The organism is Streptosporangium sp. CA-135522 (genome assembly GCF_050949235.1).
In the GTDB taxonomy this organism is placed as follows: Bacteria; Actinomycetota; Actinomycetes; order Streptosporangiales; family Streptosporangiaceae; genus Streptosporangium.
Map to the genome: position 1 here is coordinate 2,416,873 of NZ_CP192026.1, position 23,969 is coordinate 2,440,841.

Genomic DNA, 23,969 nt, shown 5'->3' on the forward strand with positions numbered 1-23,969 from the left:
CCGGCGGCGCCGGGACCGGCCGAAGGGGCAGGTCCCGGCGCCGCCGACGCTAGCTGATGTCGGTGGCCAGGCGGATCATCCGCACCGGCCGCCCTATGTTCAGGACCCGCTCGGCGCCGTCCTCGCCCCAACCGGCCGACTCCAGGAAGCCGAGCGGGCCGTGGTTGTCGGCGAACACCCAGGTGACGATGGTGTGATAGCCGTCGTCACGGAGGTAGTCGACCGTCGCGTTGAGCAGGCGGCTGCCGTGTCCGCGCCGGACGTGGTCGGGATCCACCAGGAAGGTGAGCATCTCGGCGGTGGTGGTCGGATCGAGATCGGGATCTTCGGCCGGTGCGTGCGAGGCGAGGCCCACCACGCGCTCGGCGCCGCGCATCGCCGCGGCCGCTTCGATCCCGCCGGGACCCAGTGCCGGGAACGCGTCGGTGTCGAGGACGACCTGCTCCACCGCGACCAGCACCCGATGCCGGGAGGACGGCGGGGTGACGATCGCCTCGTCCCACTGGCGCCGCCACATCTCCTCGGCGGCCGGGCCGGTCATCTGCTCCAGCGGTCCTTCGGGAAGGAAATCCCGGTAACCGTATTTCCAGGCGCGGATCTGGGTGCTCGTCACCGCGGCGACATCATCGTGCCGAGCCGCCCGCACGCCTACGTCTGCCATCTCGGCCCGCTCCTTCTCTGCCGTCTGCCGTCGCCTCAGGAAGCGCCGTCTCGTGGGTCTCGTGCCACGCGAGCGGGCATCAGGCGGGTGGATCCCCGAGACAGGCTCCTACACCGTATCGGGGAATCCGACTCACGGATGACGTGAACCCGCCTCGGGCTGGCGGCGAGCCCGATATGCCCGAGTCTTGGTGCGGTTACCGCAGACCTTCATCGAACACCAGGAGCGCGAGCGGTTCTTGGACAGGTCGACGAACGCCCACTGACAGGTGCTCTCGGTGCACACCTTCAACCTCGGCCACGTCCCGTCGGCGCGCGTGTCCAGCACCGCGGCCGCGATCCTGGCCAGCCCGCCGGGCACGCCGGTGTGAACCGGTTCGAGGACGGGCCCGCCGGTCGTCAGCGTCATCCGCAGCGGGAGGCCGGCGAAGGAGTGAGGCACTCCTGGCCAGGGGGCGACGGTGGGCTCGCCACCGGGCTCGCCGGTGGGGGCGCCGTCGGGGTCGCCGTCAGGGGCGTGGCCGGGGGCGTGGTTGCGGCGCAGGGCCGCGCGCAGGGACTCGCGGAGCTCCACGGCCGCCGCCAGGTCGTCGTCGCCGGCGGTGTCCGCCGGGCCGATCAGGCCGCGTCTGCCCAGCCACGCGGCCAGCGCCGCGGGGGACGGTATCGCGTCGGCCCCGCTCTCGACGTCGTAGCTGTTGACGAAGTCGCACACCAGGTCGGAGGGGTTGTTCATCGTTCAATCACCTCTTCGCAACCACTGTATGCCATTAGGGGGTTGTATTCACTGCGACACCTGCATGGCGTTTTGAGAGGTGTTGTGTCGCAGAGGGGTGTGCGGTACCGAGCCGCCTCTCAGGTGCCCTCCAATGCCGTACCGAGCCGCCTCTCAGGTTGCCCTCCAGCGCCGTGCCGGGCCGTCTCTCAGGGGCCCTCCAGCGCCGTGGCCAGGCGCCGCACCCCCTCGACCAGCTCCGGCAGGTGCAGGGCCGCCGAATGGGTCACCCGTATCCGGGGGCCGGGGGGCTCGGCCGGGTAGTAGATGCGCCCCGGGCTCACCAGGACACCCGCCCGCCGGGCCGCCTCCACCACGGTGTCCTCGTCCCGGTCGGGCGGCAGCCGTACCCACAGGTGCAGGCCGCCCCGGGGGAGGAGATGGATCTCGGCGGCGGGCATCCGGGCGGTCAGCGCGGCGGCGAGCGTGTCCCTGCGCGCCGTGAGCTCGACGCCCAGCCCGGCCAGATGGCGCGGCCAGGCGGGCGAGCCGACGAACTCCAGCGCCGTCTCCTGGAGCGGCCGGGCGACGAAGAACGCCTCCACGATCTGGCTCGCCCGAAGCCGCCGCGCGGCCGGACCCCGGGCGGTGATCCCGGCGACGCGCATGCTCGGCGCCAGGACCTTGGTGAGGGAGTTGATGTGCACGACCGTGCCGTGGGCGTCCATCGAGATCATCGAGGCCGGAGCCGGGGCCGCCGCGAAATATCTGGCGTAGTCGTCCTCGACGACGAACGCCCCCGCCGCCCGGGCGATCGCGAGCACCTGCCCGCGCCGTTCGGCGCTCAGGGTCGCGCCGGTGGGGTTGTGCAGAGTCGGCTGGCAGAAGAAGACCCGCGCGCCCGTGACCGCGAAGGCCTCCGCGAGGAGCTCGGGGCGCACTCCGCCGCGGTCCATGGGCACGGCCGTCGCGCGAAGCCCGGCGGCCCGTGCGGCGGCGAGCGCGCCCGGGTAGGTCGGGGTCTCGACGAGGATCGGGGTGCCCGGGGCGGAGAGGGCGCGGAAGGCGTGGGTGAGGGCGGACTGCCCGCCGCTGACGACGAGGACGTCGGACGGTGTGATGTCGCCGCCCGCCTCCTGCGCGAACCACCCGCGCAGCTCCGGAATGCCGGTCAGGGGCGGCAGCGACCACGCGTCGGGGCGGTGCAGCGCGCGGGAGGCGGCGCCGGACAGGGCCTTGGACGGGCGCATGGCCGGGTTGAGGTAGCCGCCGGTGAGCGGGATGACGCCGTCCGGCGGGGGAGTGAGCAGGCCGATGACGTCGGTGTCGTCCACCACCCGGTCGCCGAGCGCCACCGTCTGCCAGGACAGGTCCGCCGTGCCGCCGGTCCGCGCGACCGCCGGGGCGACGAAGGTCCCGCTGCCGGGCCTGGTGATCACGCGACCCTCGGCGGCGAGCCGGGCCAGCGCGCGCGACACGGTCACCGGGCTCACGCCGTGCAACCGCATCAGCTCCCGGCTCGATGGCAGTCTGTCTCCGGGGCGCAGCCGCTCCGTCTCCTCCCGGATCATGGCGGCGAGACGGACGATACTGCTATCGTCATTCATGAGTACTAAGGATAGCGTTATCGTCCCGAGCGGAGTAGCGGTCGGCGCCAACCCGGCGCGCCCCGGCACGGCATGGCGGGGAAGCGCGCTCGCCGCCCTCGGGGTGCTGTCGTTCTCGGGCTCGTTCCCGGCGACGGTCTTCGCGATGGAGGGGTTCGACCCCTACCTCGTGGCGATCGGGCGGGCCGCGGTGGCCGCCGTCGCGGCGCTGATCTGCCTGATGGCCGCCAGGGTGCCGTTGCTGCCGCCCAGGTCCCAGCTGCGGTCCTACCTCGTCATCGCGGTCGGCGTGGTGTTCGGCTTCCCCCTCTTCAGCGGGCTGGCGCTCGACGCCGGAGCGAGCGCCTCCCACGCGGCGGTGGTCACCGGGCTGCTGCCCGCCGCCACCGCCGCCTGCGCCGTCCTGCGCGGGGGAGAGCGGCCCCGGCCGCTGTTCTGGGTGGCGTGCGGTCTGGGCGCGGTGGCGATCACGGCCTTCACCCTCAGCCGGGGCGGCGGCCACGCCACCGGGGCCGACCTGCTCCTGGTGGGAGCGCTGCTGTCGGCGGCCGTCGGTTACACCGAGGGCGGGCGGCTGGCCCGCGAGACCCCCGGCTGGCGGGTGATCTCCTACGCCCTCGTCGTGGCCGCCCCGCTCACCGTCCCGGTGACGGTCGCGCTGGCACTGGCGACCGACGTACGGCCCAGCGCGGTGTCGCTGGCCGGGTTCGCCTACGTGGGACTGGTCTCGATGTTCCTCGGCTTCATCCCCTGGTACGCGGGCCTGGCCGCCGGGGGCATCGCCCGAGCCGGGCAGACCCAGCTCGCGCAGCCGTTGCTGACGCTGCTGTGGGCCTGGCTCCTTCTCGGGGAGCGGTTCGGCCCGGCGACGGTCGCGGCCGCGCTGGCCGTCCTCGTGTGTGTCGCCATGACCCAGCGGGCACGCTCTTGAAAGATGTGACATCCGAGCGCAGGATGTGAGCTGTATCTGTCACATAAGGGGTGGAGTCATGGCGGACCTGTCGATTCCCGAGGGCGGCTTCTGGCCGGCCCCGGAGATCCCCCAGCCGAACATCTACCCCATGGAATGGCGGGTCGAGACCACCAAGCTCGCGGCCATCTACGAGAAGTCCAAGCGCATGGTCTGGAACCCCGCCGACCTCCCCTGGGACGGCCTCGACCCGGACGACTTCACCGTCGAACAGCGCCTGGGGATCATGTACTGGTTCTCCGTGCTGGCCAACTTCGACGCCTCGGGCCCGGCGGTCTTCGCCCGCGCCACCATCCAGGCGTTCGAGAAGCACGAGGAGGATCCGGTCCGCAAGTGCTTCTTCTCGATCACGCGTGACGAGATGAACCACGAGGAGTGCTGCCAGCGCACCATCGCCAAGCTCTGGCCGGGCGGGCCGCTCGACTGGACTCCGGCCACCGACCTGGAGAGGGCCGCCCACAACAACATCGGCTGGCTCTACCACAACGGCGGCCGCTACTGGACGGGCTACAGCAGCGCCGTCGGCAAATACACCCTGCCGGTGCTGTTCACCAGCTTCATGATGGGGGAGATGGCCGCCTCCACCCTGTTCCGCGGCATGGCCGGCGGCACCGACCACCCCGTGTTCGGCGAGATGTTCCACCGCATCGGCCGCGACGAGTCACGCCATCTCCAGATCTGCATGACCATCCTGGAGAACGAGTGGCCCGGCCTCACCGACGACACCCGCTCAATGATCACCCGTCAGCTCCGCGCCGGGTTCGTCTTCCTGTCGATGATCCTGTGGGAGCCGCCGGGCGGCTTCTGGGAGCTGCCGCCGTACTTCCTGCACAACCACCGCGTCCTGATGGACCACGCCCGCGACGGCGGTCTCGGCGTGCTCTCCTACGAGGAGCAGGCCGACAACTGGCGGGTGGCCATGGCCAAGATCCGCGCCATCGTGGAACGCTGGGGCATCGAGTTCCCCGCGATACCCGAGCTCGACATCGAGGGCGTCGAGGTCGACTTCCTCGACCCCGAGGAGGTCATCCCGGTGTTCTAGCCCTGCCGACCATGATGGTGTGCCGCAGGTCGGGAACGGAACGGCGTCGCGTCATCCGGGAGCGCGGCGGCTCCACGTTCCGCCGGCCTCCCTCGGCGTTCCGGCATGCCGTCAGGCGGGTTCCGCGAGGTCCACGGCACCGGCCGTGATCTTGACGGCGGCATGGACCACCCGGGCGATCCACGGATCGCGCAGACCCTCACGCCAGGCGATGGCGATCGTGTACTCGCTCGCGTCGCGTACCGGGCGGTACACGATGTCGTCTCGGATGTACCACTTCGCGAACGAAGCAGGGACCAGGGCGACGGCCTGGCCGAGCGCGACGGCTTCCAGGAGCTGGGAGTTGTCGTGGACCGTCGGGCCGATCAGCGGCTCACCGCTCGGGACGGTGTCACGGCCCGCCCAGTAGTCCCGTTCGGCGGCATTCGCGCTCGGCCACTGCGGCATCGGCAGATCAGCGAGATCGCGGCAGGCCAGGCTCGCGCGGGCGGCGAGCGGGTGGGTGCGCGGGAGTGCCGCCACCCTCGACTCGGCGACGAGCGGCTCGGCGTCGAGGCCGCGCAGATCGTACGGCGAGCCCAGCAGGGCCAGATCGGCGCGGCCGTCGCGCACCATGCCGGACTGCTCACCGTAACCGCTGACGGCGACCTCGATACGCGGGGCATCAGGCAAGCCGGTGACCGCCGACACGATGTGTCGCAGGAGGTCGGTCGTCACACACGGCTTCGCGGTGATCATCAGGGCCGAACGTGCCGCTCTGCGGGTGCGATGCACGGCGGCGGAGACGGCGTCGAGGACGCGGCGCGCCTCGTCGAGCAGCCTCAGCCCGGCCGGGGTAAGGGCGACCTGGTGGCTGTTGCGCACGAAGAGGTTCGTGTCAAGGCGGCGTTCCATCTGGCGGATCGCTTTGGAGAGCGGCGGCTGCGCGATCCCGAGCCGCCGGGCGGCCCGCGTGAAGTTGAGTTCCTCGGCCACGGCTTGGAAGTAGCGGAGCTCGCGGACCTCAAGATCGACCATACCCGTAGGGTATAGCGCAAGACCGAAGCGGTGTTTCCCCGGTGCTGGAAGGGTCTGGTGGAGTGAGGGCCGTACAACGACCGGGCGAAAGGAACCACGCCGTGATCGATCTTGAGCGCAACAGGCAGGTCGTGCGGGCCTACCTCGAACTGGCCTTCAACGCCAAGCAGCCTGCGGAAGCAGCGGCCGAATATGTCGGGGGCGGGTACATCCAGCACAACCCCCACGCGGCGGACGGCCCTGAAGGGTTCGTGGCGGCGATATCTGGATTTATCGGGCAATTCCCCGAACTCAGCATTGACATCAAGCGAACGGTGGCCGAAGGCGATCTGGTGGTCACTCACAGTCTGTTGAAGGTGTCGGCTGAAGATCGCGGGAGTGCGGCGATGGATATCTTCCGGCTTGAGGACGGCCGCATCGTTGAGCACTGGGATGTGGTGCAGGCCGTTCCGGAGCACGCCGCGAACGCGAACACCATGTTCTGAAGCCTGTCCCACGCTTGCGCGAGAAGCCGGGGCATGAAATCCGTGGTACTCACAATGACGGTTTTGCCGATGTGGCGGCGGGAGGTGTGAATCTCGTTCAGCCGCCGGCCGAGCGTACGGCGCGCGTTTTCCACCTCTGCGCGCCGTCCCGGGCGCGGAGACGGGCGGCATGGTCCGGCGGAGCCGGCCGGGTCTCGGAAGTCTTGCGGGAGCGGACCGGGACATGACCTGCCGGGGATGATGGCGGGTCTTTGCGTAGGGGTCCCGGGGCGGCGGGCGGTGTAGTCATGGTCCTGTCGCGGAGACGCTGAGGGGAGAGAGCGAAATCTTGCCGGAATCCTCAGGAGGGGACATGGTCGCCCTGGGATTACTCGTTCTGCTGGAAGCCAAGCTGGGCAAGGAGGCCGAGGTGGAGAGCTTCCTCAACGGAGCACTCCCGCTGGTCGAGGCGGAGCCCGGAACCACCGCCTGGTTCGCGCTTCGCATGAGCCCGACGCTCTTCGGCATCTTCGACGCCTTCCCCGACGAGTCGTCCCGCGACTCCCACCTGTCGGGTGAGGTCGCCAAGGCCCTGATGGAGCAGGCCCCGGACCTCTTCGCGGCGCCGCCGGCCATCAACAAGATCAACATCCTCGCCGCCAAGCTGCCGGGCTAGACGCGTCGGCCGTGGCGCCGGGTGGAGGTCATGGCTGCGTGCGTGGAGTGCGTGGAGATGGTGCCCCCGCGCGAAGACCGCGCCGGCGTGTGTGAGGACCGGACCGGCGGGCACGCCGCCCGCGCGCAGATGGGGGCCGGTGACCGAAGGCGCGCCGGCGGGCCGCGTGGTGACCGGAGGCGCGCCGGCGGACCGCGTTGTGGGGCGCGGTGCGGGGGCACGATGTCGGGGACGCGGTGGTGGGCGGATCAGCCGATGGCGGCGGTGAGAGCCGGGAGGTAGCCCAGGGACTGCCCACGCCTGTTCGGGTGATAGGACTGCCAGGTGTTCGCCGGCACGATGCGGGTGATCCACTCCCGGCCGACCCCGCCGGCCGCGCACACCCCGTGCCCGGCGAAGGTGTCGCGCACCTCGACGTAGCCGAATCCGACGTTCTCGGCCTGCTCCTGGATGATCTCGTCGAGGTGGTCGACGAGCTGGTTCATGCGCTTGCGCCTCCACTCGACGACGCCGCAGCCGAGGGGACGGCCCAGCTCGAACAGATGCGGGTAGCCGGCGACGAAGACCTCCGCGTCCGGGGCGGCGGCGCGGATGGTGTCGTAGGTCCGCATGAGCTTGCCGGGGAGCTCCTGGTCGACGTACCGCCCGGCCTCGTCGAGGACGCGGTTGCAGCTCTCGGCGGCGCTGCCGGCCACGATGCAGTTGACGACGGCGGCCTCGAAACCGGCGTCGGTGCCGCCGGCGGTGATGGTGATCAGGCTGGTGTCGTCGTTCAGGGCGTCGGGGATCTGCCTTTCCACCACGTCGTCGGTCACCGCGCCGCCACAGGCGTCGTACGTGAAGGTGGCGGGATGGTTGGCTCGGGCCCACAGGGCCGGATGGGAGTTGGCGCTGCGGCGGCACAACCCGCTGTCGGGGTCGTAGTCTCCGGCGCCGGAGCCGGAGGAGAAGGAGTCTCCCAGGGACACGTAGCGGACCCGTGCGGCGGACTCGGCGGATTCGGCGGATGCGGATGCGGATGCGGATCCGGTGGAGGCGGGCGCGGCGCCGGTGCCGAGAGCGATCAGGGGGACGGTGGCGAGGGCCGCGAGAAACCGGTGGCGCACAGAGCTCTCCCATTGCTGGAACGGTCGGACATGACGGTCGGCAATCTATTGATCACTTGGGGTGGCGTCATCTGGGCGCGCGGGCCGGCCGCCGTCGCGATCACGGTTTCGGCGCCGGGAACCGGTCCGATTCGCCGGAGATCTGTTCCTCGGCCGGGACCCGGCGGACAATGGGGTCCGAACGCCGGCTTCCGGGCCTGTCCGTCATCACATGCCGGACAGGACGTCAGGAGGGCTCCGGCGACGCGGGTCGGTGACACAGGGAGGACATGTCGTGGGCGGAAGCCTCGCGGTTGGAGACGTGGTCGAGGATTTCGAGCTCCTCGACGAGACCGGTACGGCGCGGCGGCTCGGCGACTTCCTGACCAAGGGGCCGGTGGTGCTGTTCTTCTATCCGGCGGCGATGACGTCGGGATGCACGGCGGAGAGCTGCCACTTCCGGGACATGGCGGCCGAGTTCGCCGCCGTGGGGGCGACCAGGGTCGGGATCAGCCGTGACACGGTCGACCGGCAGAAGCGTTTCGCCGAGACCTACGGGCTGGGCTTTCCCCTCCTGTCGGACCCGGACGGAGTCGTCGCCCGCAAGCTCGGCGCCCGCCGTACGATCGCGGTGGGGCCCTTCCTCACTCGCCGGATGACCTTCGTCATCGACGCCGACGGCCGTCTCCTCGAAGCGATCCACAGCGAGACCGGCATGCAGGTCCACGCCGACCGAGCCCTGGAGGTGCTGCGGTCGCGGGCCGGGACATGAGCTGACTCCTCGGTCGGCCGCCGGGGCGGCGAGAACGGTGTCCAAGCCGATGACGCGTCGGTGCGTGCCGGATTCGGTGCGGAGCGTTACATTCGACACCCTGGTCTCGATCGGCGCGGTCACGGGACGGGGGCGGGCGTGGACAAGCCGAAGGCCGTCTGGCTGCTGTACGCGTCCTCCTCCGGCGAGCCCGTGGTCAGCAAGGAGATCCGCAGGGTGCTGGCGGGCGGGCCCCCGCTGAAGGAGCTCGGCGCGTTGATGACGCGCGTCCAGCTCGGGAAGGCGCTGCCCCGCGACACCGGCTCGCTGGGCAAGGGGCTGTACGAGGCCCGGCTGAGCCATGAGGGAACGGAATACCGGCTCTACTACGCCCTCGGTCCCCAGGAGGCGCACGTGCTCCTGGGGCTCGCCTTCCACAAGAAAGGGGGGCGAGGAGCCCAGGATCGGGTCAAGGAGCTCGCCGGGAGGAGATTGGCCGACTGGTTGCGGAGAATATAAGGTTAAGCCGATACGAGGAGGCGGACCGTGACGGACCCGCAGATCGCCGAGCTGCTCGGCATCGATCTGGACGATCCCGAGGTGCGGCGCGAGAGCGAGGCCATCGAGCGCGACATGCGCCTCATCGAGACCCTGGTCCGGCTGCGCAGGGCGCGGGGCCTGACCCAGGCGCAGGTCGCCGAGCGCATGGGTCGCAGCCAGCCGGCGGTCTCCGACTTCGAGCGCCTGGGCGGCGACCCCCACCTGTCCACGATCCGCCGTTACGCTCTCGCCGTCGGCGCCGACGTCTCCCACCTCGTGCGCGCCTCGGACGAGCTGCCGGCGCGGACGCGCGCCGCCTCCCCCGCGCGGATCCGGCTCGACGGCGAGGGCGGCACCACGGCCGCCCGTGGGACGACGGGCGGGGTCGTCAGCCTCGACTTCAGGCAGGCGGCCGGCTGATGCAGGGTTTCCTGGTGCTGTGCGACTCGGCGAGCACCGACCGGGCGACCGGGAAGATCAGCATGCTGGGTGCCGGATGGTCGCTGACCGGCCCGGAGCTGCCCTCCACGGCGATCGCGGGTTTCCTGCGCGTGCCGTGGAACGAGGCGAGGACCGACCACACCTTCACCCTCGGCCTGGCCGGCGAGGACGGCGAGCCGGTCATGGTCTCCGCCGCCGGGCGGGAGCGGCCGCTCAGGTTCAGCGGCCAGCTCGCGGTCAACCCGGCCGACACCGAGCTCGACGAGCTGGCCAGGAGCCTGGACATCCACTCCAGCTTCGCCATCAGCGTGCACTCGCTCTCCCTCGCGCCCGGCCGCTACACCTGGGCGCTGGAGGTGGACGGCGAGGACCTCGCCTCGGTGACCTTCGGCGTCCGGGCCGACCCCGACGCCGACGCCGAATAGCGAGACCGGATCGTCCTTGGCGACGCCGAACTCGCTGCGCAGTTCGGTCTCACTCGGTACGGCATCGCCGAGGCGAGCCGACCTCCAAGAACGCGTTGCCGAATGACGTCGGCTATCTGAACGTACAGATGGGTGTCGCCCTCGCGATCTAGCGCGGCCACACGGTAGCGGGGCGGCCTGCGCGATGGAGCGGTGGACTTCACCAATCGATATGAGTACTAGACCTACGGTGACTGCTTTGCAGGCATCTTGGTTACTTTGTCGAGTGAGGCCAGTTTTCGGTGGGTGACACGTACGTGCCGCGATACTCCACGGTGAACACCCATCCCTGATCGCGCAGGAAGGCCATCGCCTGGCGCACCGTGGCCTTCGCGACGCCGTGCTTGCGCATCAGTTCCTTCTCGCTGGGGACGCGCCGGTTCGGCAGCAGTTCGCCCGCCTTGATCTGACTTTGGATCCCTGCCGCTATCTGTTGATACACGGGAACCTTGTCGGCCGGCCTCGGGGTTCCGGGCTCGCCGACGAAGGTGCCCTCGCCCTGGATCGTGTACGCGAGGCCCTGCTCGCGGAGTTCTCGTGCGACTCGGCGTGCCGTCGTCTTGGCGATGCCGTACTCGATCTCGAGTTCGGCCTCACTGGGCACGGCTTCGCCAGGTCCGAGATCGCCGGCCACGATGCGCGTACGGATCATCTCGGCGACCTGCTTGTAGACCGGCACTGGGCCCTCACGGTCGAGCATGCTCCGCATGATAGACCAAAAGGTACGTCTAGCCAGAAACTAGACGTCTAGTCGACTAATGAATAGGTGTACTGGACCAATGGAATTAAGGTGAACTATGCTCTCTGAGTGATCGGACGAGAACTGAGAGGTGAACTTTGGCTGTGGCCGTGGTGTGGGGGGAGCGGCATCACGGGCATCACCTTGCACCGTTGCAGGCGGCGCACGAGTCGATCGACTGGCGGCCGGAGGTGCCGAGGACCGATCGGGTGAGGGTGAAGGAGCACACCTGTGACTGCCGGGCGACCTTCTACGAGCTGTGCCAGGCGGGTGGGCTGATGTTCGTACGGAGGACACATCGGCGGAGGGGAGCGGTGATCGTGCACGAGTCGCCCTGGGCGCGCTCGAGGCAGGTGGAGGAGCTGTGGCTCCGCCTGCTGATCGGCAGCGCCCGCTGACGGCCCGGTAGGCACGCCCGGCGGCCTTCGCTCCGTCAGGGCGTTTCATGGCTCCCTGCCTCTCCGATGGGCCGATGACGATCGGGGAGGCAGGGCGGTGGTCCCGCATCCGTTGAAGGGCGGACGCGGGGCCACCAACCAAGGCTCCCGGCGGGCATTCCTTCCCATCATCCGCCGGGACCGGCTCCCGGCGGGCCATCCCACACGACCGCCCGCCGGGAGCCGATGGTGGTCCCGCGCCAACCGGGTGGCGCGGGACCACCGTCAAGCGGAGCCGCCGTCAAGCGGAGCCGCCGGTGGGCCGTGACCGCCGCCGGACGGAACCGCCGCCGGACGGGGACGCCGAGTGGGAACGCCGGTGAGCGGCGCATCAGCAGGCGATGCGGCGCCAGGCGGTGTCGGTGACGATCACGTGGTCGAGGAAGCGGAGGCCGACGGTCTCGGCGGCCTCGGTGAGACGGGCGGTGACCTCCAGGTCGGCGGGGCTGGGTTCGAGGGAACCGCTGGGGTGGTTGTGGGCCAGGCCGAAAGAGGAGCCGCCGGAGGTGAGGACGGTGGTGACGATCTCGCGGACCGGGGCCGGGGCGTGGTCGCTGCCGCCCTCGCTGACGATCGACTTGCGGGTCACCGCGCCGCTCGGGTCGCAGACCACGACGACCACGCGCTCGTGGCCGAGGCCGCGCAGCAGTGGGGAGGCGACGGCGGCCAGGTCTCCCGAGCAGGTGATCCGGCGGCGCTCCGGCTCCGACTGCGCCTGCCGTACGAGGTGGAAGGCGGCGATGACGCGGGCGGCCTTGGCCGGGCCGATGCCGGGGACGGACATCAGGCGGTGGGCGTCGGAGCGGGCCAGGCCGCGCAGGTCGCCGCAGTGGGCGATCAGGTGGGAGGCGAGCTCGACCGCGTTGGCGCCCCGGCTTCCCGAACCGATCAGCAGGGCGAGCAGCTCCCGATCGGCCAGGGCCGTCGCGCCGTTCGACAGGAGCCGCTCACGCGGCTGGTCGCTGGGGGGCATGTCCTTGACACGCAATCGGCACCTCCGGCTCGGGAAACCAGGTCGGTTTTACCAGGGGGCACCGACATTCCGGCTCGAAGGGCGGGACGGGCTCCGGTGCCCCTCGCGGACACCGGCGTGCGTCCCGCCCGGGGGAGGACCGGGAGGATCGGTGGTCGTGCGGCAGGTTCTTCCCCTCCGGGGGTGTAGCTCGTCTGCAGGGAGCCTCTGAGCTGGTGGTTTACGGGTTGGGGGCTGGCGGGGGTTGGCTCGTGTCTTCTACCGTTTCGGTAGGGAGCAAGAACGCGATCTGGCGCAGATGCGGGCCGGTGATCGGGAAACGTCAGATCGAGGACCTCGTCGTGGCCGCCGCCACTGATATCAGCGCCTTCTACAGCCGGCAGACGCCTGTCCCGTGCACCGCCGGGACGCTGCTGGTGCTGACCGTTGACGCCAAGGGCATCGTGATGAGACCCGAAGCGCTGCGGCCCGCGACCGCCAAAGCCGCTGCGGCCCGGGCGGGCCGGTTCCGCACCCGGCTCGCCTCGGGCGAGAAGAACGGACGCAAGCGCATGGCGACTCTGGCCTGTGTCTACGACACCGAGCCCGCTCCGCGCCGACCGCACGACGTCATCGCCCCGCCCGGCGGCAGCCGCAGCGCCGACCGCGCACCTAGGCCCAGGCCTCGGGCGATGGGGAAATGGTTGACCGGCTCAGTCGCCGAGAGCGCCCAGCATGTCATCGCCGCGGCGTTCGATCAGGCCGAAGCCCGCGATCCCGGACACCGAAGAATCCGGGTGGTACTGGTCGACGGCGCCCGCCACCGGCTCGACCTGATCCAAGCCGAAGCCGTCCTCACCCTCCACGCTGTCCAGACGAACGGGGACCTGGAACCCTACCTGCGCTACCACAGCCACCAAGAACACAAACGCACCTACCGGGCCGAATACGACCTCACGGTCTGACCTCTCACTGGGCGTGCCATTGTGACGAACACTTTCCAGTTGGAAAGCATGGCCGCATGCACAGGCGACAGCGGTGTCCTCGACGCGGTCGGGGATGGGTCAAGCCCTACCGAGTACGGGGCGGCGGATCGGCTTCCTCCTCTGCGAGGAATGCGACGTCACCTGGACGCCTGAACAGCAACCCGAGCGCGGCACCTTTCGCGATCTCAGCAACCGACTGAACGAAGCCTTCGGGGCCACCGGTCAGAAAATCAATTGGTGGGCGCGAATAGAAGAACCGCCAGAGAAAACCTGATCCAGGGTGCGCCTCTCCTTTCCCTGCGGACGAGCGACACCCTAGTGAGAATGCGGTCAGCTCTGTCCCCTGCCTCTCCATGAATACCCCGGCGGCTTCCGTTCCACCGACCCGGGTGAATTCCAATCCTCCTATTCCAAAAATACGCGGGGAAGAACGTTCGGCCTGCTGAACCGGCAGGCCGAAAGGACCGCCCGCACGGGGTGGCCGTCTGGGTACTCGGCCGCTCCCGGCGGCTCCAGGACGGGCCCCGGGAGCGGCCGCACCGGCGCTGGCGCCCCCCTTCCTGCTTCCGGTGCAGCGCACGACGCGGTACACGGGGCGGGACAGGGCGCGGAGCAGAGGCAGAACACGGGGTGGGGCACGGAATTCACGCGAAGTCAAACAACGGGATCAGGAATTGACAGAGCGCTTGGCGGTATGCCCACGGGAGCGCACTAAACCGCCGGCCCGCTCACATCTTCAAGAATTGACAGAACACTTGGTGGCATGCCCTCGGGGGTGCCGGAAAATCGCCGACCGTTACCGGCCGCCCGGGAATTGACAAACGCCCGATGGTTGCCTACGGTCGGTCCGCTCGTCAGCTTTTCCAGACCGCATCCGAAGGTATTCATGACTGCATCCACGTTTCCGAAGTCCAGGCAGCAGTTGATTCTTGCCGTTCTCATGGTGTGTTCACTGCTGATCTGGCTGGACAACACCGTCCTGAGTACCACCCTGGAGACCCTCGCGGACCCGGTCCGTGGGCTGAACGCCAGCCCGGCCGAGCTGCAGTGGGCCACCGGCTCGTACACGCTGGCCTTCGCCACCTTGATGTTCACCGCGGGTGCGCTGGGCGACCGCTTCGGCCACCGGGCCGTGCTCGCGACGGGCCTGGTGGTATTCGCCGCGTCCTCGGTGTGGGCGGCGTACGCGGGGGACGCGGGGCAGCTCATCGCCGCGCGGGCGGCGATGGGCGTCGGCAGCGCGCTGATCATGCCGGCCAACCTGGCCATCCTCATATGGACGTTCACCGGCCCGGCGCGGTCGACCGCGATCGCCATCTCCTCGACCTCCGCCGGTGTCGGCATGGCCGCGGGCCCGGTGCTCGCCGGTGTGCTGCTCGACCACTTCTGGTGGGGCTCGGTCTTCCTGGTCAACGTCCCGGTTGCGGTCCTCGCGCTGATCGGCATCGCCCTGCTGGTCCCGAACTTCCGCAGCCCCGTCGTGCGACCGCTGGACCCGGCCGGGATGCTGCTGTCCATCACCGGCCTCGCGGCGCTCGCCTACGGACTGATCCGCGCGGGTCAGGCGGCGGACTGGGGCCGTACGGACGTCTGGGCGCCGATCGTCGTCGGACTGATCCTGCTGACCGTGTTCGTCCGCGTCGAACTGCGCAGCAAGATGCCGAGCTTTGATCCCCGGTTGCTCGCCCAGCGCGCGTTCGGCGGCGGCAACGCGGCGCTCGGCCTGCTCCTGTTCGCCATATCCGCGGTCACTTTCTACAACGCGTTCTACCTGCAGGGCGCGCGCGGCTACTCGCCGATCGAGGCGGGCCTGGCCGGCCTCCCGACCGCGCTCGGCGCGATCTTCGGCGCGCCCGTCGGCGCCCGCCTGGTGCACCGCTGGTCGCTGCGGCTCGTCGCCGTGCCGGCGCTGATCGTCGCGGCGCTGACCATGGGCGCGTACGGGCTCTTCGGACTGGACACGCCCCTCGTCTGGATCGAGGTCGTGCTGCTAGTCCAGGGCCTGTCCATCGGCATGGTGCTCGGCCCGGTGACCGCGGCGTTGATCAGCACGCTGCCGCTGGAGCGGGCCGGTGCCGGGTCGGCCGTCACCAACACCGTGCGCCAGACCGGCAGTGTGATCGGTATCGCCGTCGGCGGCACGATCATGTCGATCGTGTACCGACGCGCGATCGAGCCGTCGCTGGACGGTGTCCCCGGACCGGTACGGGAGCAGGCGCGGGTCTCCGCCGAACAGGCGCGACACGTCGCCACCACGTCCCACCTGCCCGCGCTCGGGCGCGCCGCCGACGACGCGTTCGTCCACGCCATGCATGTCGGCGCGGTCTGGATCATGTTCATCGCGCTCTTCGGCGCGGCCGTGCTGCTGCTCGCCCTGCGCGCGATCCGCAAGCCCGCCGCTGCCGGGGGCGAGCCGGAGCCCGCGCGGGACGGCGGCCCGACCGCGGACGAGACGGCCCCCCGGGCTGCGGACGAGACGGCCCCCCGGGCTGGGGACGAGGACCTGACCGCCCGCGAGGGCGCCGACGTGGGCACCCGCTGACGCCATGGGAACCAGACAGAAACTCCCCGAGACGCGGTCGGACAGTCAGGCCACGTACCTGCCCGACCGGCACATGTTCGCCCTGTGGACCTGGGCCGACGGCGCCGTGGGGCCGGCCCCGCCGGTCGGTGACGTCCAGACCGTCCCCCTGGTCGTCCCGACGCCGGACCTCGGCAGGCTCAAGGTGTCCGACGTCGACTGCGTGCTGATCGAGCCGGACCGGCTCGTGGCCGTGCCCCTCGACTCGCCCGGCCGGTCGGTGGACGTCTGGCGGTCGTGGATCGCGGGCGGCGAGTCGGCTCTGCCCATCGCCGCGCACGCGGTCCCCGACGCCACAGGTGTCGCCGTCACGACGCCGGAGCACGCGAGCGGCGTCTTCCGCCGCACCACCGCGGTGGGGGCCGAGATGCGTACGGCGCTCACCGCCAAGCTGCGCCCGTATCAGGTACGCGGGGTGAGCTGGCTGCGCGAGACCATCGAGACGCACAGCGGCGCGGTGCTGGCCGACGAGATGGGACTCGGCAAGACCCTGCAGACCATCGGCTGTGTCGCCGGACGGGCCGAAAAGGGGCCGCAACTGGTGGTCTGTCCCACGTCGTTGGTGGGGAACTGGGCACACGAGATCACGCGGTTCGCACCTGACCTGCGGGCCACGACCTGGCGCGGCGGGCCGCTGCCCGCGGTGGACAGCGGCACGGTGGTGCTCACCGGCTACCCCACGCTGCGCACGCACAGCCCGGCCCTGGCGGGGATCCAGTGGAGCACCGCGGTCTTCGACGAGGCGCAGGTCCTGAAGAACCCCCGTACGCAGGTGTCGAAGGCCGCGCGCGCCATCGCGGCCGACGTGCGGATCGCCCTGACCGGGACGCCCGTCGAGAATCACCTCGACGAGCTGTGGGCCCTGCTCAATCTGGTCGCACCGCACCTGTTCGGGAACCGGGCGCAGTTCCGCCATCGTTTCGTGCGGCCGATCGCGGACGGCTCCCCGGCCGCTTCCGCCCGGCTGCGCGGGGCCATCGAGCCGGTCGTGCTGATGCGGAAGAAGTCCCAAGTCGCGGGGTCGCTCCCGCCGAAGATCCACGCCGATCTCATCTGCGACCTCACCGAGGAGCAGGAGAGGCTGTACGACCGGCTGCTGGAGCAGGTCATCGACGACGGCTTCGGCAGCGGCGCCCAGCGGCAGACCAAGGTGCTCGCCGTCCTGACCTCGCTCAAGCAGGTCTGCAACCATCCGGGCCTGATCACGGACGACCTCGGTGAGCTGTCGGGCAGGTCGGGAAAGCTCGACCTGTGCACCGACATCGTAGCCAACAACCTGGAGAACGACTCTCCGAGCCTCGTCTTCACCCAGTACCGGCAGACCGGTGAGCTGCTGGTGCGGCACTTCGCCGAACAGTTCGGGGTGAGTACGCCTTTCTTCCACGGCGGCCTGAACCAGGAACAACGGGCCGACATCGTCCGCCGGTTCCAGTCCGACGACGGTCCGAAGGTGCTCGTCCTCAGCCTGAAGGCCGGGGGCACCGGGCTCACGCTCACGCGCGCCGCCGACGTCATCCACTTCGACCGGTGGTGGAACCCGGCCGTGGAGGCCCAGGCGTCCGACCGGGTCCACCGGATCGGTCAGACCCGCACGGTCACCGTCACCACCCTGACCACCGGGACCACCGTCGAGGAGCACATCGCGGCCATGCACAACCGCAAGTCCGCGCTGTCGGACATCGCCGACATGTCCAGCGTCGCCGAGCTGACCCGCCTGGACGACGATCGTCTCATCGAGGTCCTGCGCCGGAAGCGAGTCAACTGACCATGGCCGCCCACGACTACGGTTACACGAAGTGGGGCAAGGACTGGGTCCGGTTCGCCGAGTTGTTGCGCCAGACCCGTCCCGATCCCCAGCTGCCGAGCGCGCGGCGCATGGCACGCGACGGGAAGGTGCAGATCACGTTCGACGGCCGGACCGTGCGCGCCGTCGTGCACCGAGGTCGCGGCACCTCGGTGGTCACGATCGAGGTCGCGCCGATGTCCGCGGGGGCGACGGCCGAGATCTCCCGCCAGCTGAGCGGCATCCAGCCCCTGCTCACCGACGATCTGTACCGCGCGACCGCCGACGCGGGCCATTCGCCCGCGCCGGTCCTCGACAGCGTCGACTGCTCCTGCCCGGCCGCCACCCCGCGGTGCGTCCATGAGCTGGCCGTCTACTACGACATGGCGCGTCGCATCGACGACGATCCCCGCATCGCTCTCGACGTGCAGGGCTTCTTCCTCGCTTCGGCAGGCGGCGGCCAAGCGCCCGCCGAAGCGACGGCGCAGCGCTGGATCGCACTCAACTCCCTTGATCCGGCCGTCTACTTCACGGTGGCCGAGTGACCCGGCCGGCCTGAGAAGGAGCGGTGCGTGCCCACCCGGAGGGCACGCACCCTCACCACCCGCTGAGCCCGCGGATGCCCCCGCATCCTCCGGCCGTGACGGCCCCGCTCGCCCGCTCCGCCCGCGCCGTGGCGTCGATCGGAAGTCCTTCGAGAAGGGGACATGATCTCGCCGTAGACCGGCCTGTCGCAGGTGGCGGAAATGGTCTCCATGTACACGTGACCTGAGCCGGCCGTGTGTCAACGGGGGCCGTGTGTCAACGGGGAAGGAAGCGTGTCATGCCCGCACCGCATCCGATCGAGTTCCGGCAGCGTGCCGCGACCCCGGGACCCGCACCCCAAGCCCAACCGCCCAGCTCAAAAGGTCCCCGAGAACGAGCTACACCCTCCAGCGACCGCGACTTCGCCGGGCACCGTGGCGGGCAGGTGGATCCTGCCCTTGGGGGAGGTCGCACACTGGCCCCATGATGAGCATCGGCGAATTCGCGGAACTGACCGGACTGAGTTTGAAGGCACTGCGCCTCTACGACGAGCAGGGGTTGCTGAAGCCGACCTCGGTCGACCCTTGGTCGCGGCACCGGCGCTACAGCGCGTCCCAGTTCGGGGTGGCGATCCGGCTCAAGACACTGCGCGCGGCCGGTGTTCCGCTGGCCGACGCCCCCCGGTTCCTGGCCGATCCCCCCGCGGCCACCGCGATGCTCGCCGAGTACCGCGCCCGGGTGCTGGCGGAGCGGAAGCGCCAGGACAGCGCGCTCGACACCCTCGACCGGTTGCTGAGTGGCGAGGACCGTCACGACTGGCAGGTGGAGGAGCGCCGGACGGAGCGGCAGCACTGGGCGGGCGTCGTGTTTCCGATGCTGCGCGACGACGACGATCCCACCGGAGACGTCGACCGTGCGAACGAACGGTTCAACGAGGGGTTCGGCGCGCTGTGGCAGGCGCTGTCGAAAGCCGGCAACGCGCCGACCGGGTCGTTCTGGTCGGCGTTCCGGGCCGCGTCCGGCAGCGACACCGAGATCGAGACGCTGTGCTGCTGGCCGGTCGCACATCCGCTGCCCGCCGGATGGTCGATGCCGGGGTGGACGGTCGAGAGCGGCACCATCGAGGCGGCGCCCGAGCTGGTGGTGCGCTGGCGGTTCGAGGACCCGGTGATGGTCGTCGACGGCGTCACGCATCCGGCCGTGCTCGCCCTGCTCGCCGTGGCGGAGGAACGTGGGGTGGGCGTGAATCTGTCTCGCCTGCGCCAGATCGGACTGATGGAGCAGGGAGAGGTCGTGGGGATGGAGGTCGCGATAACGGTGAGCCGGGGGTCTGAGTGAGGCCACGTCCTTTCGAGAGTTCCCGCCAGATCTGTCCTGCGCGCTGACGGGTTTCTGCCAGGTCTGTCCTGCGGGCCGGGGGTTCCCGCCGGGTCTGTCCTGCGCGCTGACGGGTTCCCGCCGGTGCGGCTCGCCCGGCCGGCCGCCGAGGGCGTGCCCTTGACACGCGATCGGCGCCTCCGACCCGGGAGAACAGGCCGGTCGTCCCGGGCCTTGCCTCTAGGGCTGCAGGGAGTGGGAGTAGACCAGGCGGAAGCGGTCGCCGGGAATGACGATGTCACTGGTCTCCACCGGGCGGTCGCCGGCCCAGTGGGTGCGCTCCACGTGCAGGACGTGCACGCCCGCCGGGAGGGCGAGGACGTCGCTCTCGTCGGGCTGGGGGACGCGGGTGTAGACCTGCTCGACGATCTCGGTGACCTTGACGCCGAGCGCGGACAGGCGCGCGACCAGGCCGCGGGGGTTCTCCTCGCCGGAGGGCTCGCCGAACTCGGCGGGCTCGTAGGAGGTGACGAGCTGGACCGGCCTGCCGTCACCCCGGAAGACGTAATGGGTGCGGGTCACCGGGGCGGAGCCGTCCAGGCGCAGGCGCTGGGCGATCTCCGGGGTGGCCTCCGCGTGCTCGGCCCGCCGGTCGTAGGTGGCGCGCCCGCCCTGCGACTGGGCGATGTCGGCGCCGAAGGGGGAGTGGTGGTCCTGCGGGCGCCAGCGGTGCAGGGGGAGCAGCACCGGCTGGGCCCTGACGTAGTGGCCGGAGCCGACGCGGCCGACGATCAGGCCTTCGGCGGCGAGCACGCGCAGCGCGTGACGGGCGGCCGTTTCCCCGACGCCGTACTTACGGGTGAGCTGGGCGCGGGAGGGGATCGGCGCGCCGGGGGGAAGGGAGCCGTCGACGATCTGACGGCGGATATCGGCGACGACGCGCAGGTAGACCGGATCGGAGGTTGCCACGTGTCCATCCCTGGGTTCGACAGGCGATGCCCCATCCTGCCGTATTCGATGGACAACTCAGGGTAATGGCGGCGATTTGGAGCTCCAACTTTGCGGCCGCGCTGAAAAGTAGCGGAAAATATCTCAGAGTCGGTGTAACACCCGCGTAAGCATCCGCGATTCAACGGTAGAGGCCGTCGATGTGTGTACCCCCGAGCACATATCGGCGGTCTCTTTGATGTGAACGGCAGGTACGGGCCGCAGTAAAGGGGACATAAATCCTCTTACTTCTTTTTTCTCTCATGCGGCGCAGTCATCGATCCGGTGGCCGTACCCCGACCGCGAAGGCGAAGGGTCGTCGATCGGCGCGATGTATCCCCCCGTACGACGGGAAGCGGGGGTGTCTCGACGGGTATCGACCATTGAGTCCGGGCGTGTCCCGAGGCTAGGCGGGGTGGCGGGGTCCACCGTTTGGGCGGATCCAGGTACCGTTCGGTCTATGGCAGCGCCAACTGGAACCTTCGACGCACCCTTCGGCCGCATGCTCACCGCCATGGTGACGCCGTTCACCGACGACGGCGCGGTCGACTACGAGGGCGCGCAGCGCCTGGCCACCTACCTGGTGGACGAGCAGCGCAACGACGGCCTCGTCGTGAGCGGCACGACGGGTGAGTCCCCGACCACCTCGGACGAGGAGAAGGCGCGCCTCCTGCGCGCCGTCGTCGAGGCGGTCGGCGACCGCGCCGCCGTCGTGGCCGGAGCGGGCAGCAACGACACCCACCACAGTGTCGAGCTGGCCCGCGACGCCGAGCGCGCCGGGGCCCACGGTCTCCTGCTGGTGACGCCCTACTACAGCAAGCCCCCGCAGGAGGGGCTCTACCGCCACTTCACCGCCGTGGCCGACGCCACCGGCCTGCCGGTTATGCTCTATGACATCCCTGGCCGCAGCGGTGTGCCGATCCAGACCGACACGCTCCTACGGCTGGCCCGCCACGAGCGGATCGTCGCGGTGAAGGACGCCAAGGCCGATCTGTTCGCCGGATCACAGGTGATGGCGGCCACCGACCTGGCGTTCTACTCGGGCGACGACACGCTCAACCTGCCGTGGCTCTCGGTCGGGGCCGCGGGGTGCGTCAGCGTCGTCGGGCACGTCGTGGGCGCGGAGATCGCCGCGATGATCGAGCTGTATCGCTCGGGTGAGATGTCCGGCGCGCTCGCCGTCCATCGCTGGCTGCTCCCGGTGGTCTCCGGGATCATGACGCAGGCCGGCGGTGCGATCATGGCGAAGGCGGCGCTGGCCCTGGTGGGGCGATCCGCGGGACCGGCGCGACTGCCGTTGGTGGAGGCCACCGAGGAGCAGGTCGCGCGGCTGAGAGAAGACTTGATCGCGGGCGGCGTGAAGCTGTCCGACGGGGTTGTGTCATGAGAAGGAACGTGGTGGCCGGTAGCGGCCGCATTGGGGAGGAGCGGGAGTTTGAGCGACAGAGGACACAGCGGTCCGATGGAGGCCGGAGTGCTCGGCGAGGGAGCAGTCCTGACCGCCGGGGGATCCGCCGAGGCTTGTAAGAGAGGTGTGGCCGAATGAGTCACCCCCATCCCGAACTCGGGCCGCCGCCGGCGCTGCCCGAAGGCGCGCTGCGCATCGTCGCGCTGGGCGGTCTCGGTGAGATCGGCCGCAACATGGCGGTGTTCGAGTACGAAGGTCGCCTGCTGATCGTCGACTGCGGGGTGCTGTTCCCCGAGCCCGACCAGCCGGGCATCGACCTGATCCTGCCCGACTTCGAATACATCCGGGATCGCCTGGACGACGTCGAGGCCGTGGTGCTCACCCACGGGCACGAGGACCACATCGGCGCCGTGCCGTACCTCCTGCGGGAACGTCGCGACATCCCGATCGTCGGCTCGAAGCTGACGCTGGCGCTGATCGAGGCCAAGCTCACCGAGCACCGCATCCAGCCGGTCAAGCTGGAGGTCGTCGAGGGGGAGCGGCACCGGTTCGGGCCGTTCGACTGCGAGTTCTTCGCGGTCAACCACTCGATCCCGGACGCGCTGGCCGTCGCCGTCAGGACGCCCGCGGGCATCGTCCTGCACACCGGTGACTTCCGGATGGACCAGCTGCCCAGCGACGGGCGGCTGACCGACCTGGGCGGCTTCGCCAGGCTCGGCGCCGAGGGCGTCGACCTGCTGATGTCCGACTCGACCAACGCCGAGGTGCCGGGGTTCGTCACCAGCGAGCGGGAGATCGCGCCGGTCATCGACGAGGTGATCCGCACCGCGGAGAAGCGTGTGATCGTGGCGAGCTTCGCCTCCCACGTCCACCGTGTCCAGCAGGTCATGGACGCCGCCGACCACCACGGTCGCAAGGTCGCGCTGGTCGGCCGTTCCATGGTGCGCAACATGGGCATCGCCCGCGACCTCGGCTACCTGAAGGTGCCGCCGGGCCTGATCGTCGACTCCAAGGAGATCGAGACCTGGCCGCCGGAGGACGTGGTGCTGATCTGCACCGGGTCCCAGGGCGAGCCGATGGCCGCGCTGTCGCGCATGGCCAACCGCGACCACCCCATCAGGGTCGCCGAGGGCGACACCGTGCTGCTGGCCTCCTCGCTCGTGCCGGGCAACGAGACCGCGGTCAACAAGGTCATCAACGGGCTGGCCCGCTGGGGCGCCCGCGTGGTGCACAAGGGCAACGCGAAGGTGCACGTCTCCGGGCACGCCGCCGCGGGTGAGCTGCTCTACCTGCTCAACGTGACCCGGCCGTCCAACTTCATGCCGGTGCACGGCGAGTGGCGGCACATGCGGGCGCACGCCAAGATCGCCGCGCTGTCCGGGGTGCCCGACGACCACATCGTGATCGCCGAGGACGGCGTCGTGGTCGACCTGCTCGACGGCCGCGCGAAGGTCGTGGGAGCGGTCCCCGTCGGTTACGTCTACGTGGACGGCACCTCGGTGGGCGACGTGACCGACTTCGCGCTGAAGGACCGGCGGATCCTGGGCGAGGAGGGCTTCATCTCCGTCGTCATCGTGGTCGACACCGCCACCGGCAAGCTGACCGGCGGCCCGGAGATCCACGCCAGGGGGTCGGGCATCGACCCCGATCGGCTGGAGGAGGTCCTCCCGCAGATCGAGAAGGCCGTGGAAGAACACGCGGCCGACGGTGTGATCGACGTCCAGCAGATCCGCCGCGTGGTCCGCCGGACCGTCGGGCGCTGGGTGAGCGACACCTACCGCCGCCGGCCGATGATCGTCCCCGTGGTGATCGAGGTCTGACA

The 23,969-nt window shown here is 70.2% G+C and carries 24 protein-coding genes; 16 read left to right on the forward strand and 8 right to left on the reverse strand.

Going from position 1 to position 23,969, the window contains the following annotated elements; all coding sequences use genetic code 11:
• Positions 1 to 49: 49 nt before the first annotated feature.
• The 3 genes from ACQPYK_RS11555 to ACQPYK_RS11565 all read right to left on the reverse strand — a co-directional run bounded on the left by ACQPYK_RS11555 (position 50) and on the right by ACQPYK_RS11565 (position 2,982).
• Complete coding sequence (locus ACQPYK_RS11555; protein ID WP_433253989.1) at positions 50 to 661, reverse strand: N-acetyltransferase family protein; 612 nt, start codon at positions 659 to 661, stop codon at positions 50 to 52.
• A 132-nt stretch (positions 662 to 793) separates the two neighbouring features.
• A complete protein-coding gene (locus ACQPYK_RS11560; protein WP_433253991.1) occupies positions 794 to 1,396 on the reverse strand; it encodes a CGNR zinc finger domain-containing protein in 603 nt (200 codons plus the stop codon).
• Between the two features lie 188 nt (positions 1,397 to 1,584).
• Positions 1,585 to 2,982: a PLP-dependent aminotransferase family protein gene (locus ACQPYK_RS11565; RefSeq protein WP_433253993.1), complete on the reverse strand. Its 1,398-nt coding sequence runs from the start codon at positions 2,980 to 2,982 to the stop codon at positions 1,585 to 1,587.
• Between ACQPYK_RS11565 and ACQPYK_RS11570 the strand changes: the two genes are divergently transcribed.
• Positions 2,981 to 3,913, forward strand: coding sequence for a DMT family transporter (locus tag ACQPYK_RS11570; RefSeq protein ID WP_433253995.1), 933 nt, complete (start codon positions 2,981 to 2,983; stop codon positions 3,911 to 3,913). The genes ACQPYK_RS11565 and ACQPYK_RS11570 overlap by 2 nt on opposite strands.
• 58 nt (positions 3,914 to 3,971) lie before the next feature.
• Complete coding sequence (locus ACQPYK_RS11575) at positions 3,972 to 4,994, forward strand: hypothetical protein (protein ID WP_433253997.1); 1,023 nt, start codon at positions 3,972 to 3,974, stop codon at positions 4,992 to 4,994.
• A gap of 111 nt (positions 4,995 to 5,105) precedes the next feature.
• On the opposite strand, the gene ACQPYK_RS11580 is transcribed toward ACQPYK_RS11575, so the two are convergent.
• Positions 5,106 to 6,011: a LysR family transcriptional regulator gene (locus tag ACQPYK_RS11580; protein WP_433253999.1), complete on the reverse strand. Its 906-nt coding sequence runs from the start codon at positions 6,009 to 6,011 to the stop codon at positions 5,106 to 5,108.
• A 101-nt stretch (positions 6,012 to 6,112) separates the two neighbouring features.
• Between ACQPYK_RS11580 and ACQPYK_RS11585 the strand changes: the two genes are divergently transcribed.
• Positions 6,113 to 6,496: a nuclear transport factor 2 family protein gene (locus tag ACQPYK_RS11585; RefSeq protein WP_433254001.1), complete on the forward strand. Its 384-nt coding sequence runs from the start codon at positions 6,113 to 6,115 to the stop codon at positions 6,494 to 6,496.
• 352 nt (positions 6,497 to 6,848) lie between these two features.
• Positions 6,849 to 7,151: a putative quinol monooxygenase gene (locus ACQPYK_RS11590; protein WP_433254003.1), complete on the forward strand. Its 303-nt coding sequence runs from the start codon at positions 6,849 to 6,851 to the stop codon at positions 7,149 to 7,151.
• A 248-nt stretch (positions 7,152 to 7,399) separates the two neighbouring features.
• Here the strand turns inward: ACQPYK_RS11590 and ACQPYK_RS11595 are convergent, their stop codons facing one another.
• Positions 7,400 to 8,257 carry an SGNH/GDSL hydrolase family protein gene (locus tag ACQPYK_RS11595; protein ID WP_433254005.1) on the reverse strand — a complete coding sequence of 286 codons (858 nt, stop codon included), beginning with the start codon at positions 8,255 to 8,257 and terminating at the stop codon, positions 7,400 to 7,402.
• Between the two features lie 274 nt (positions 8,258 to 8,531).
• Between ACQPYK_RS11595 and ACQPYK_RS11600 the strand changes: the two genes are divergently transcribed.
• From ACQPYK_RS11600 to ACQPYK_RS11615, 4 genes are all read left to right on the forward strand, one after another.
• The gene (locus tag ACQPYK_RS11600) at positions 8,532 to 9,008 is read left to right on the forward strand and encodes a peroxiredoxin (protein ID WP_433254007.1); all 477 of its coding nucleotides are present in this window, start codon (positions 8,532 to 8,534) and stop codon (positions 9,006 to 9,008) included.
• 138 nt (positions 9,009 to 9,146) lie between these two features.
• Positions 9,147 to 9,506, forward strand: a complete 360-nt coding sequence (locus ACQPYK_RS11605; RefSeq protein ID WP_433254009.1) for a type II toxin-antitoxin system RelE/ParE family toxin — start codon at positions 9,147 to 9,149, stop codon at positions 9,504 to 9,506.
• A gap of 27 nt (positions 9,507 to 9,533) precedes the next feature.
• Entirely contained in the window at positions 9,534 to 9,947 is a 414-nt protein-coding gene (locus ACQPYK_RS11610; protein ID WP_433254011.1) for a helix-turn-helix domain-containing protein, read from the forward strand.
• Positions 9,947 to 10,393 (forward strand): DUF6941 family protein, encoded by a 447-nt coding sequence (locus ACQPYK_RS11615; protein ID WP_433254013.1) that lies wholly within the window; start codon positions 9,947 to 9,949, stop codon positions 10,391 to 10,393. Before ACQPYK_RS11610 ends, ACQPYK_RS11615 begins: the two co-directional genes overlap by 1 nt.
• A gap of 253 nt (positions 10,394 to 10,646) precedes the next feature.
• On the opposite strand, the gene ACQPYK_RS11620 is transcribed toward ACQPYK_RS11615, so the two are convergent.
• Positions 10,647 to 11,132, reverse strand: coding sequence for a GntR family transcriptional regulator (locus ACQPYK_RS11620; RefSeq protein ID WP_433254015.1), 486 nt, complete (start codon positions 11,130 to 11,132; stop codon positions 10,647 to 10,649).
• Between the two features lie 143 nt (positions 11,133 to 11,275).
• Between ACQPYK_RS11620 and ACQPYK_RS11625 the strand changes: the two genes are divergently transcribed.
• Positions 11,276 to 11,569: a hypothetical protein gene (locus ACQPYK_RS11625; RefSeq protein WP_433254017.1), complete on the forward strand. Its 294-nt coding sequence runs from the start codon at positions 11,276 to 11,278 to the stop codon at positions 11,567 to 11,569.
• A 370-nt stretch (positions 11,570 to 11,939) separates the two neighbouring features.
• Here ACQPYK_RS11625 and ACQPYK_RS11630 read toward each other — a convergent pair whose 3' ends face one another.
• Complete coding sequence (locus ACQPYK_RS11630; RefSeq protein WP_433254019.1) at positions 11,940 to 12,596, reverse strand: JAB domain-containing protein; 657 nt, start codon at positions 12,594 to 12,596, stop codon at positions 11,940 to 11,942.
• A 293-nt stretch (positions 12,597 to 12,889) separates the two neighbouring features.
• Here ACQPYK_RS11630 and ACQPYK_RS11635 point away from each other — a divergent pair, with 293 nt between their 5' ends.
• The 5 genes from ACQPYK_RS11635 (at position 12,890) to ACQPYK_RS11655 (ending at position 19,773) form a co-directional block, all read left to right on the forward strand.
• A complete protein-coding gene (locus ACQPYK_RS11635) occupies positions 12,890 to 13,525 on the forward strand; it encodes a hypothetical protein (RefSeq protein WP_433254021.1) in 636 nt (211 codons plus the stop codon).
• 907 nt (positions 13,526 to 14,432) lie between these two features.
• Positions 14,433 to 16,088: an MFS transporter gene (locus ACQPYK_RS11640; RefSeq protein ID WP_433254023.1), complete on the forward strand. Its 1,656-nt coding sequence runs from the start codon at positions 14,433 to 14,435 to the stop codon at positions 16,086 to 16,088.
• A 4-nt stretch (positions 16,089 to 16,092) separates the two neighbouring features.
• Positions 16,093 to 17,892, forward strand: a complete 1,800-nt coding sequence (locus ACQPYK_RS11645) for a DEAD/DEAH box helicase (protein WP_433254025.1) — start codon at positions 16,093 to 16,095, stop codon at positions 17,890 to 17,892.
• A 2-nt stretch (positions 17,893 to 17,894) separates the two neighbouring features.
• Positions 17,895 to 18,455, forward strand: a complete 561-nt coding sequence (locus ACQPYK_RS11650; protein WP_433254027.1) for a hypothetical protein — start codon at positions 17,895 to 17,897, stop codon at positions 18,453 to 18,455.
• A 463-nt stretch (positions 18,456 to 18,918) separates the two neighbouring features.
• Entirely contained in the window at positions 18,919 to 19,773 is an 855-nt protein-coding gene (locus tag ACQPYK_RS11655; RefSeq protein ID WP_433254029.1) for a MerR family DNA-binding transcriptional regulator, read from the forward strand.
• A 219-nt stretch (positions 19,774 to 19,992) separates the two neighbouring features.
• Here the strand turns inward: ACQPYK_RS11655 and ACQPYK_RS11660 are convergent, their stop codons facing one another.
• Positions 19,993 to 20,721 (reverse strand): GntR family transcriptional regulator, encoded by a 729-nt coding sequence (locus ACQPYK_RS11660; protein ID WP_433254031.1) that lies wholly within the window; start codon positions 20,719 to 20,721, stop codon positions 19,993 to 19,995.
• Between the two features lie 478 nt (positions 20,722 to 21,199).
• Here ACQPYK_RS11660 and dapA point away from each other — a divergent pair, with 478 nt between their 5' ends.
• Together dapA and ACQPYK_RS11670 are read left to right on the forward strand one after the other, a co-directional pair.
• The gene (gene dapA, locus ACQPYK_RS11665) at positions 21,200 to 22,126 is read left to right on the forward strand and encodes a 4-hydroxy-tetrahydrodipicolinate synthase (RefSeq protein ID WP_433254033.1); all 927 of its coding nucleotides are present in this window, start codon (positions 21,200 to 21,202) and stop codon (positions 22,124 to 22,126) included.
• A 155-nt stretch (positions 22,127 to 22,281) separates the two neighbouring features.
• A complete protein-coding gene (locus ACQPYK_RS11670; RefSeq protein ID WP_433254035.1) occupies positions 22,282 to 23,967 on the forward strand; it encodes a ribonuclease J in 1,686 nt (561 codons plus the stop codon).
• Positions 23,968 to 23,969: the final 2 nt, after the last annotated feature.

Coding starts and splice junctions, on each gene's coding strand:
- dapA (WP_433254033.1), top strand. CDS start 21,200: ATGGCAGCGCCAACTGGAACCTTCGACGCACCCTTCGGCCGCATGCTC.
- ACQPYK_RS11620 (WP_433254015.1), bottom strand. CDS start 11,132: ATGCTCGACCGTGAGGGCCCAGTGCCGGTCTACAAGCAGGTCGCCGAG.
- ACQPYK_RS11650 (WP_433254027.1), top strand. CDS start 17,895: ATGGCCGCCCACGACTACGGTTACACGAAGTGGGGCAAGGACTGGGTC.
- ACQPYK_RS11590 (WP_433254003.1), top strand. CDS start 6,849: ATGGTCGCCCTGGGATTACTCGTTCTGCTGGAAGCCAAGCTGGGCAAG.
- ACQPYK_RS11565 (WP_433253993.1), bottom strand. CDS start 2,982: ATGAATGACGATAGCAGTATCGTCCGTCTCGCCGCCATGATCCGGGAG.
- ACQPYK_RS11645 (WP_433254025.1), top strand. CDS start 16,093: ATGGGAACCAGACAGAAACTCCCCGAGACGCGGTCGGACAGTCAGGCC.
- ACQPYK_RS11640 (WP_433254023.1), top strand. CDS start 14,433: ATGACTGCATCCACGTTTCCGAAGTCCAGGCAGCAGTTGATTCTTGCC.
- ACQPYK_RS11570 (WP_433253995.1), top strand. CDS start 2,981: ATGAGTACTAAGGATAGCGTTATCGTCCCGAGCGGAGTAGCGGTCGGC.
- ACQPYK_RS11670 (WP_433254035.1), top strand. CDS start 22,282: ATGAGTCACCCCCATCCCGAACTCGGGCCGCCGCCGGCGCTGCCCGAA.
- ACQPYK_RS11615 (WP_433254013.1), top strand. CDS start 9,947: ATGCAGGGTTTCCTGGTGCTGTGCGACTCGGCGAGCACCGACCGGGCG.
- ACQPYK_RS11655 (WP_433254029.1), top strand. CDS start 18,919: ATGATGAGCATCGGCGAATTCGCGGAACTGACCGGACTGAGTTTGAAG.
- ACQPYK_RS11575 (WP_433253997.1), top strand. CDS start 3,972: ATGGCGGACCTGTCGATTCCCGAGGGCGGCTTCTGGCCGGCCCCGGAG.
- ACQPYK_RS11580 (WP_433253999.1), bottom strand. CDS start 6,011: ATGGTCGATCTTGAGGTCCGCGAGCTCCGCTACTTCCAAGCCGTGGCC.
- ACQPYK_RS11555 (WP_433253989.1), bottom strand. CDS start 661: ATGGCAGACGTAGGCGTGCGGGCGGCTCGGCACGATGATGTCGCCGCG.
- ACQPYK_RS11560 (WP_433253991.1), bottom strand. CDS start 1,396: ATGAACAACCCCTCCGACCTGGTGTGCGACTTCGTCAACAGCTACGAC.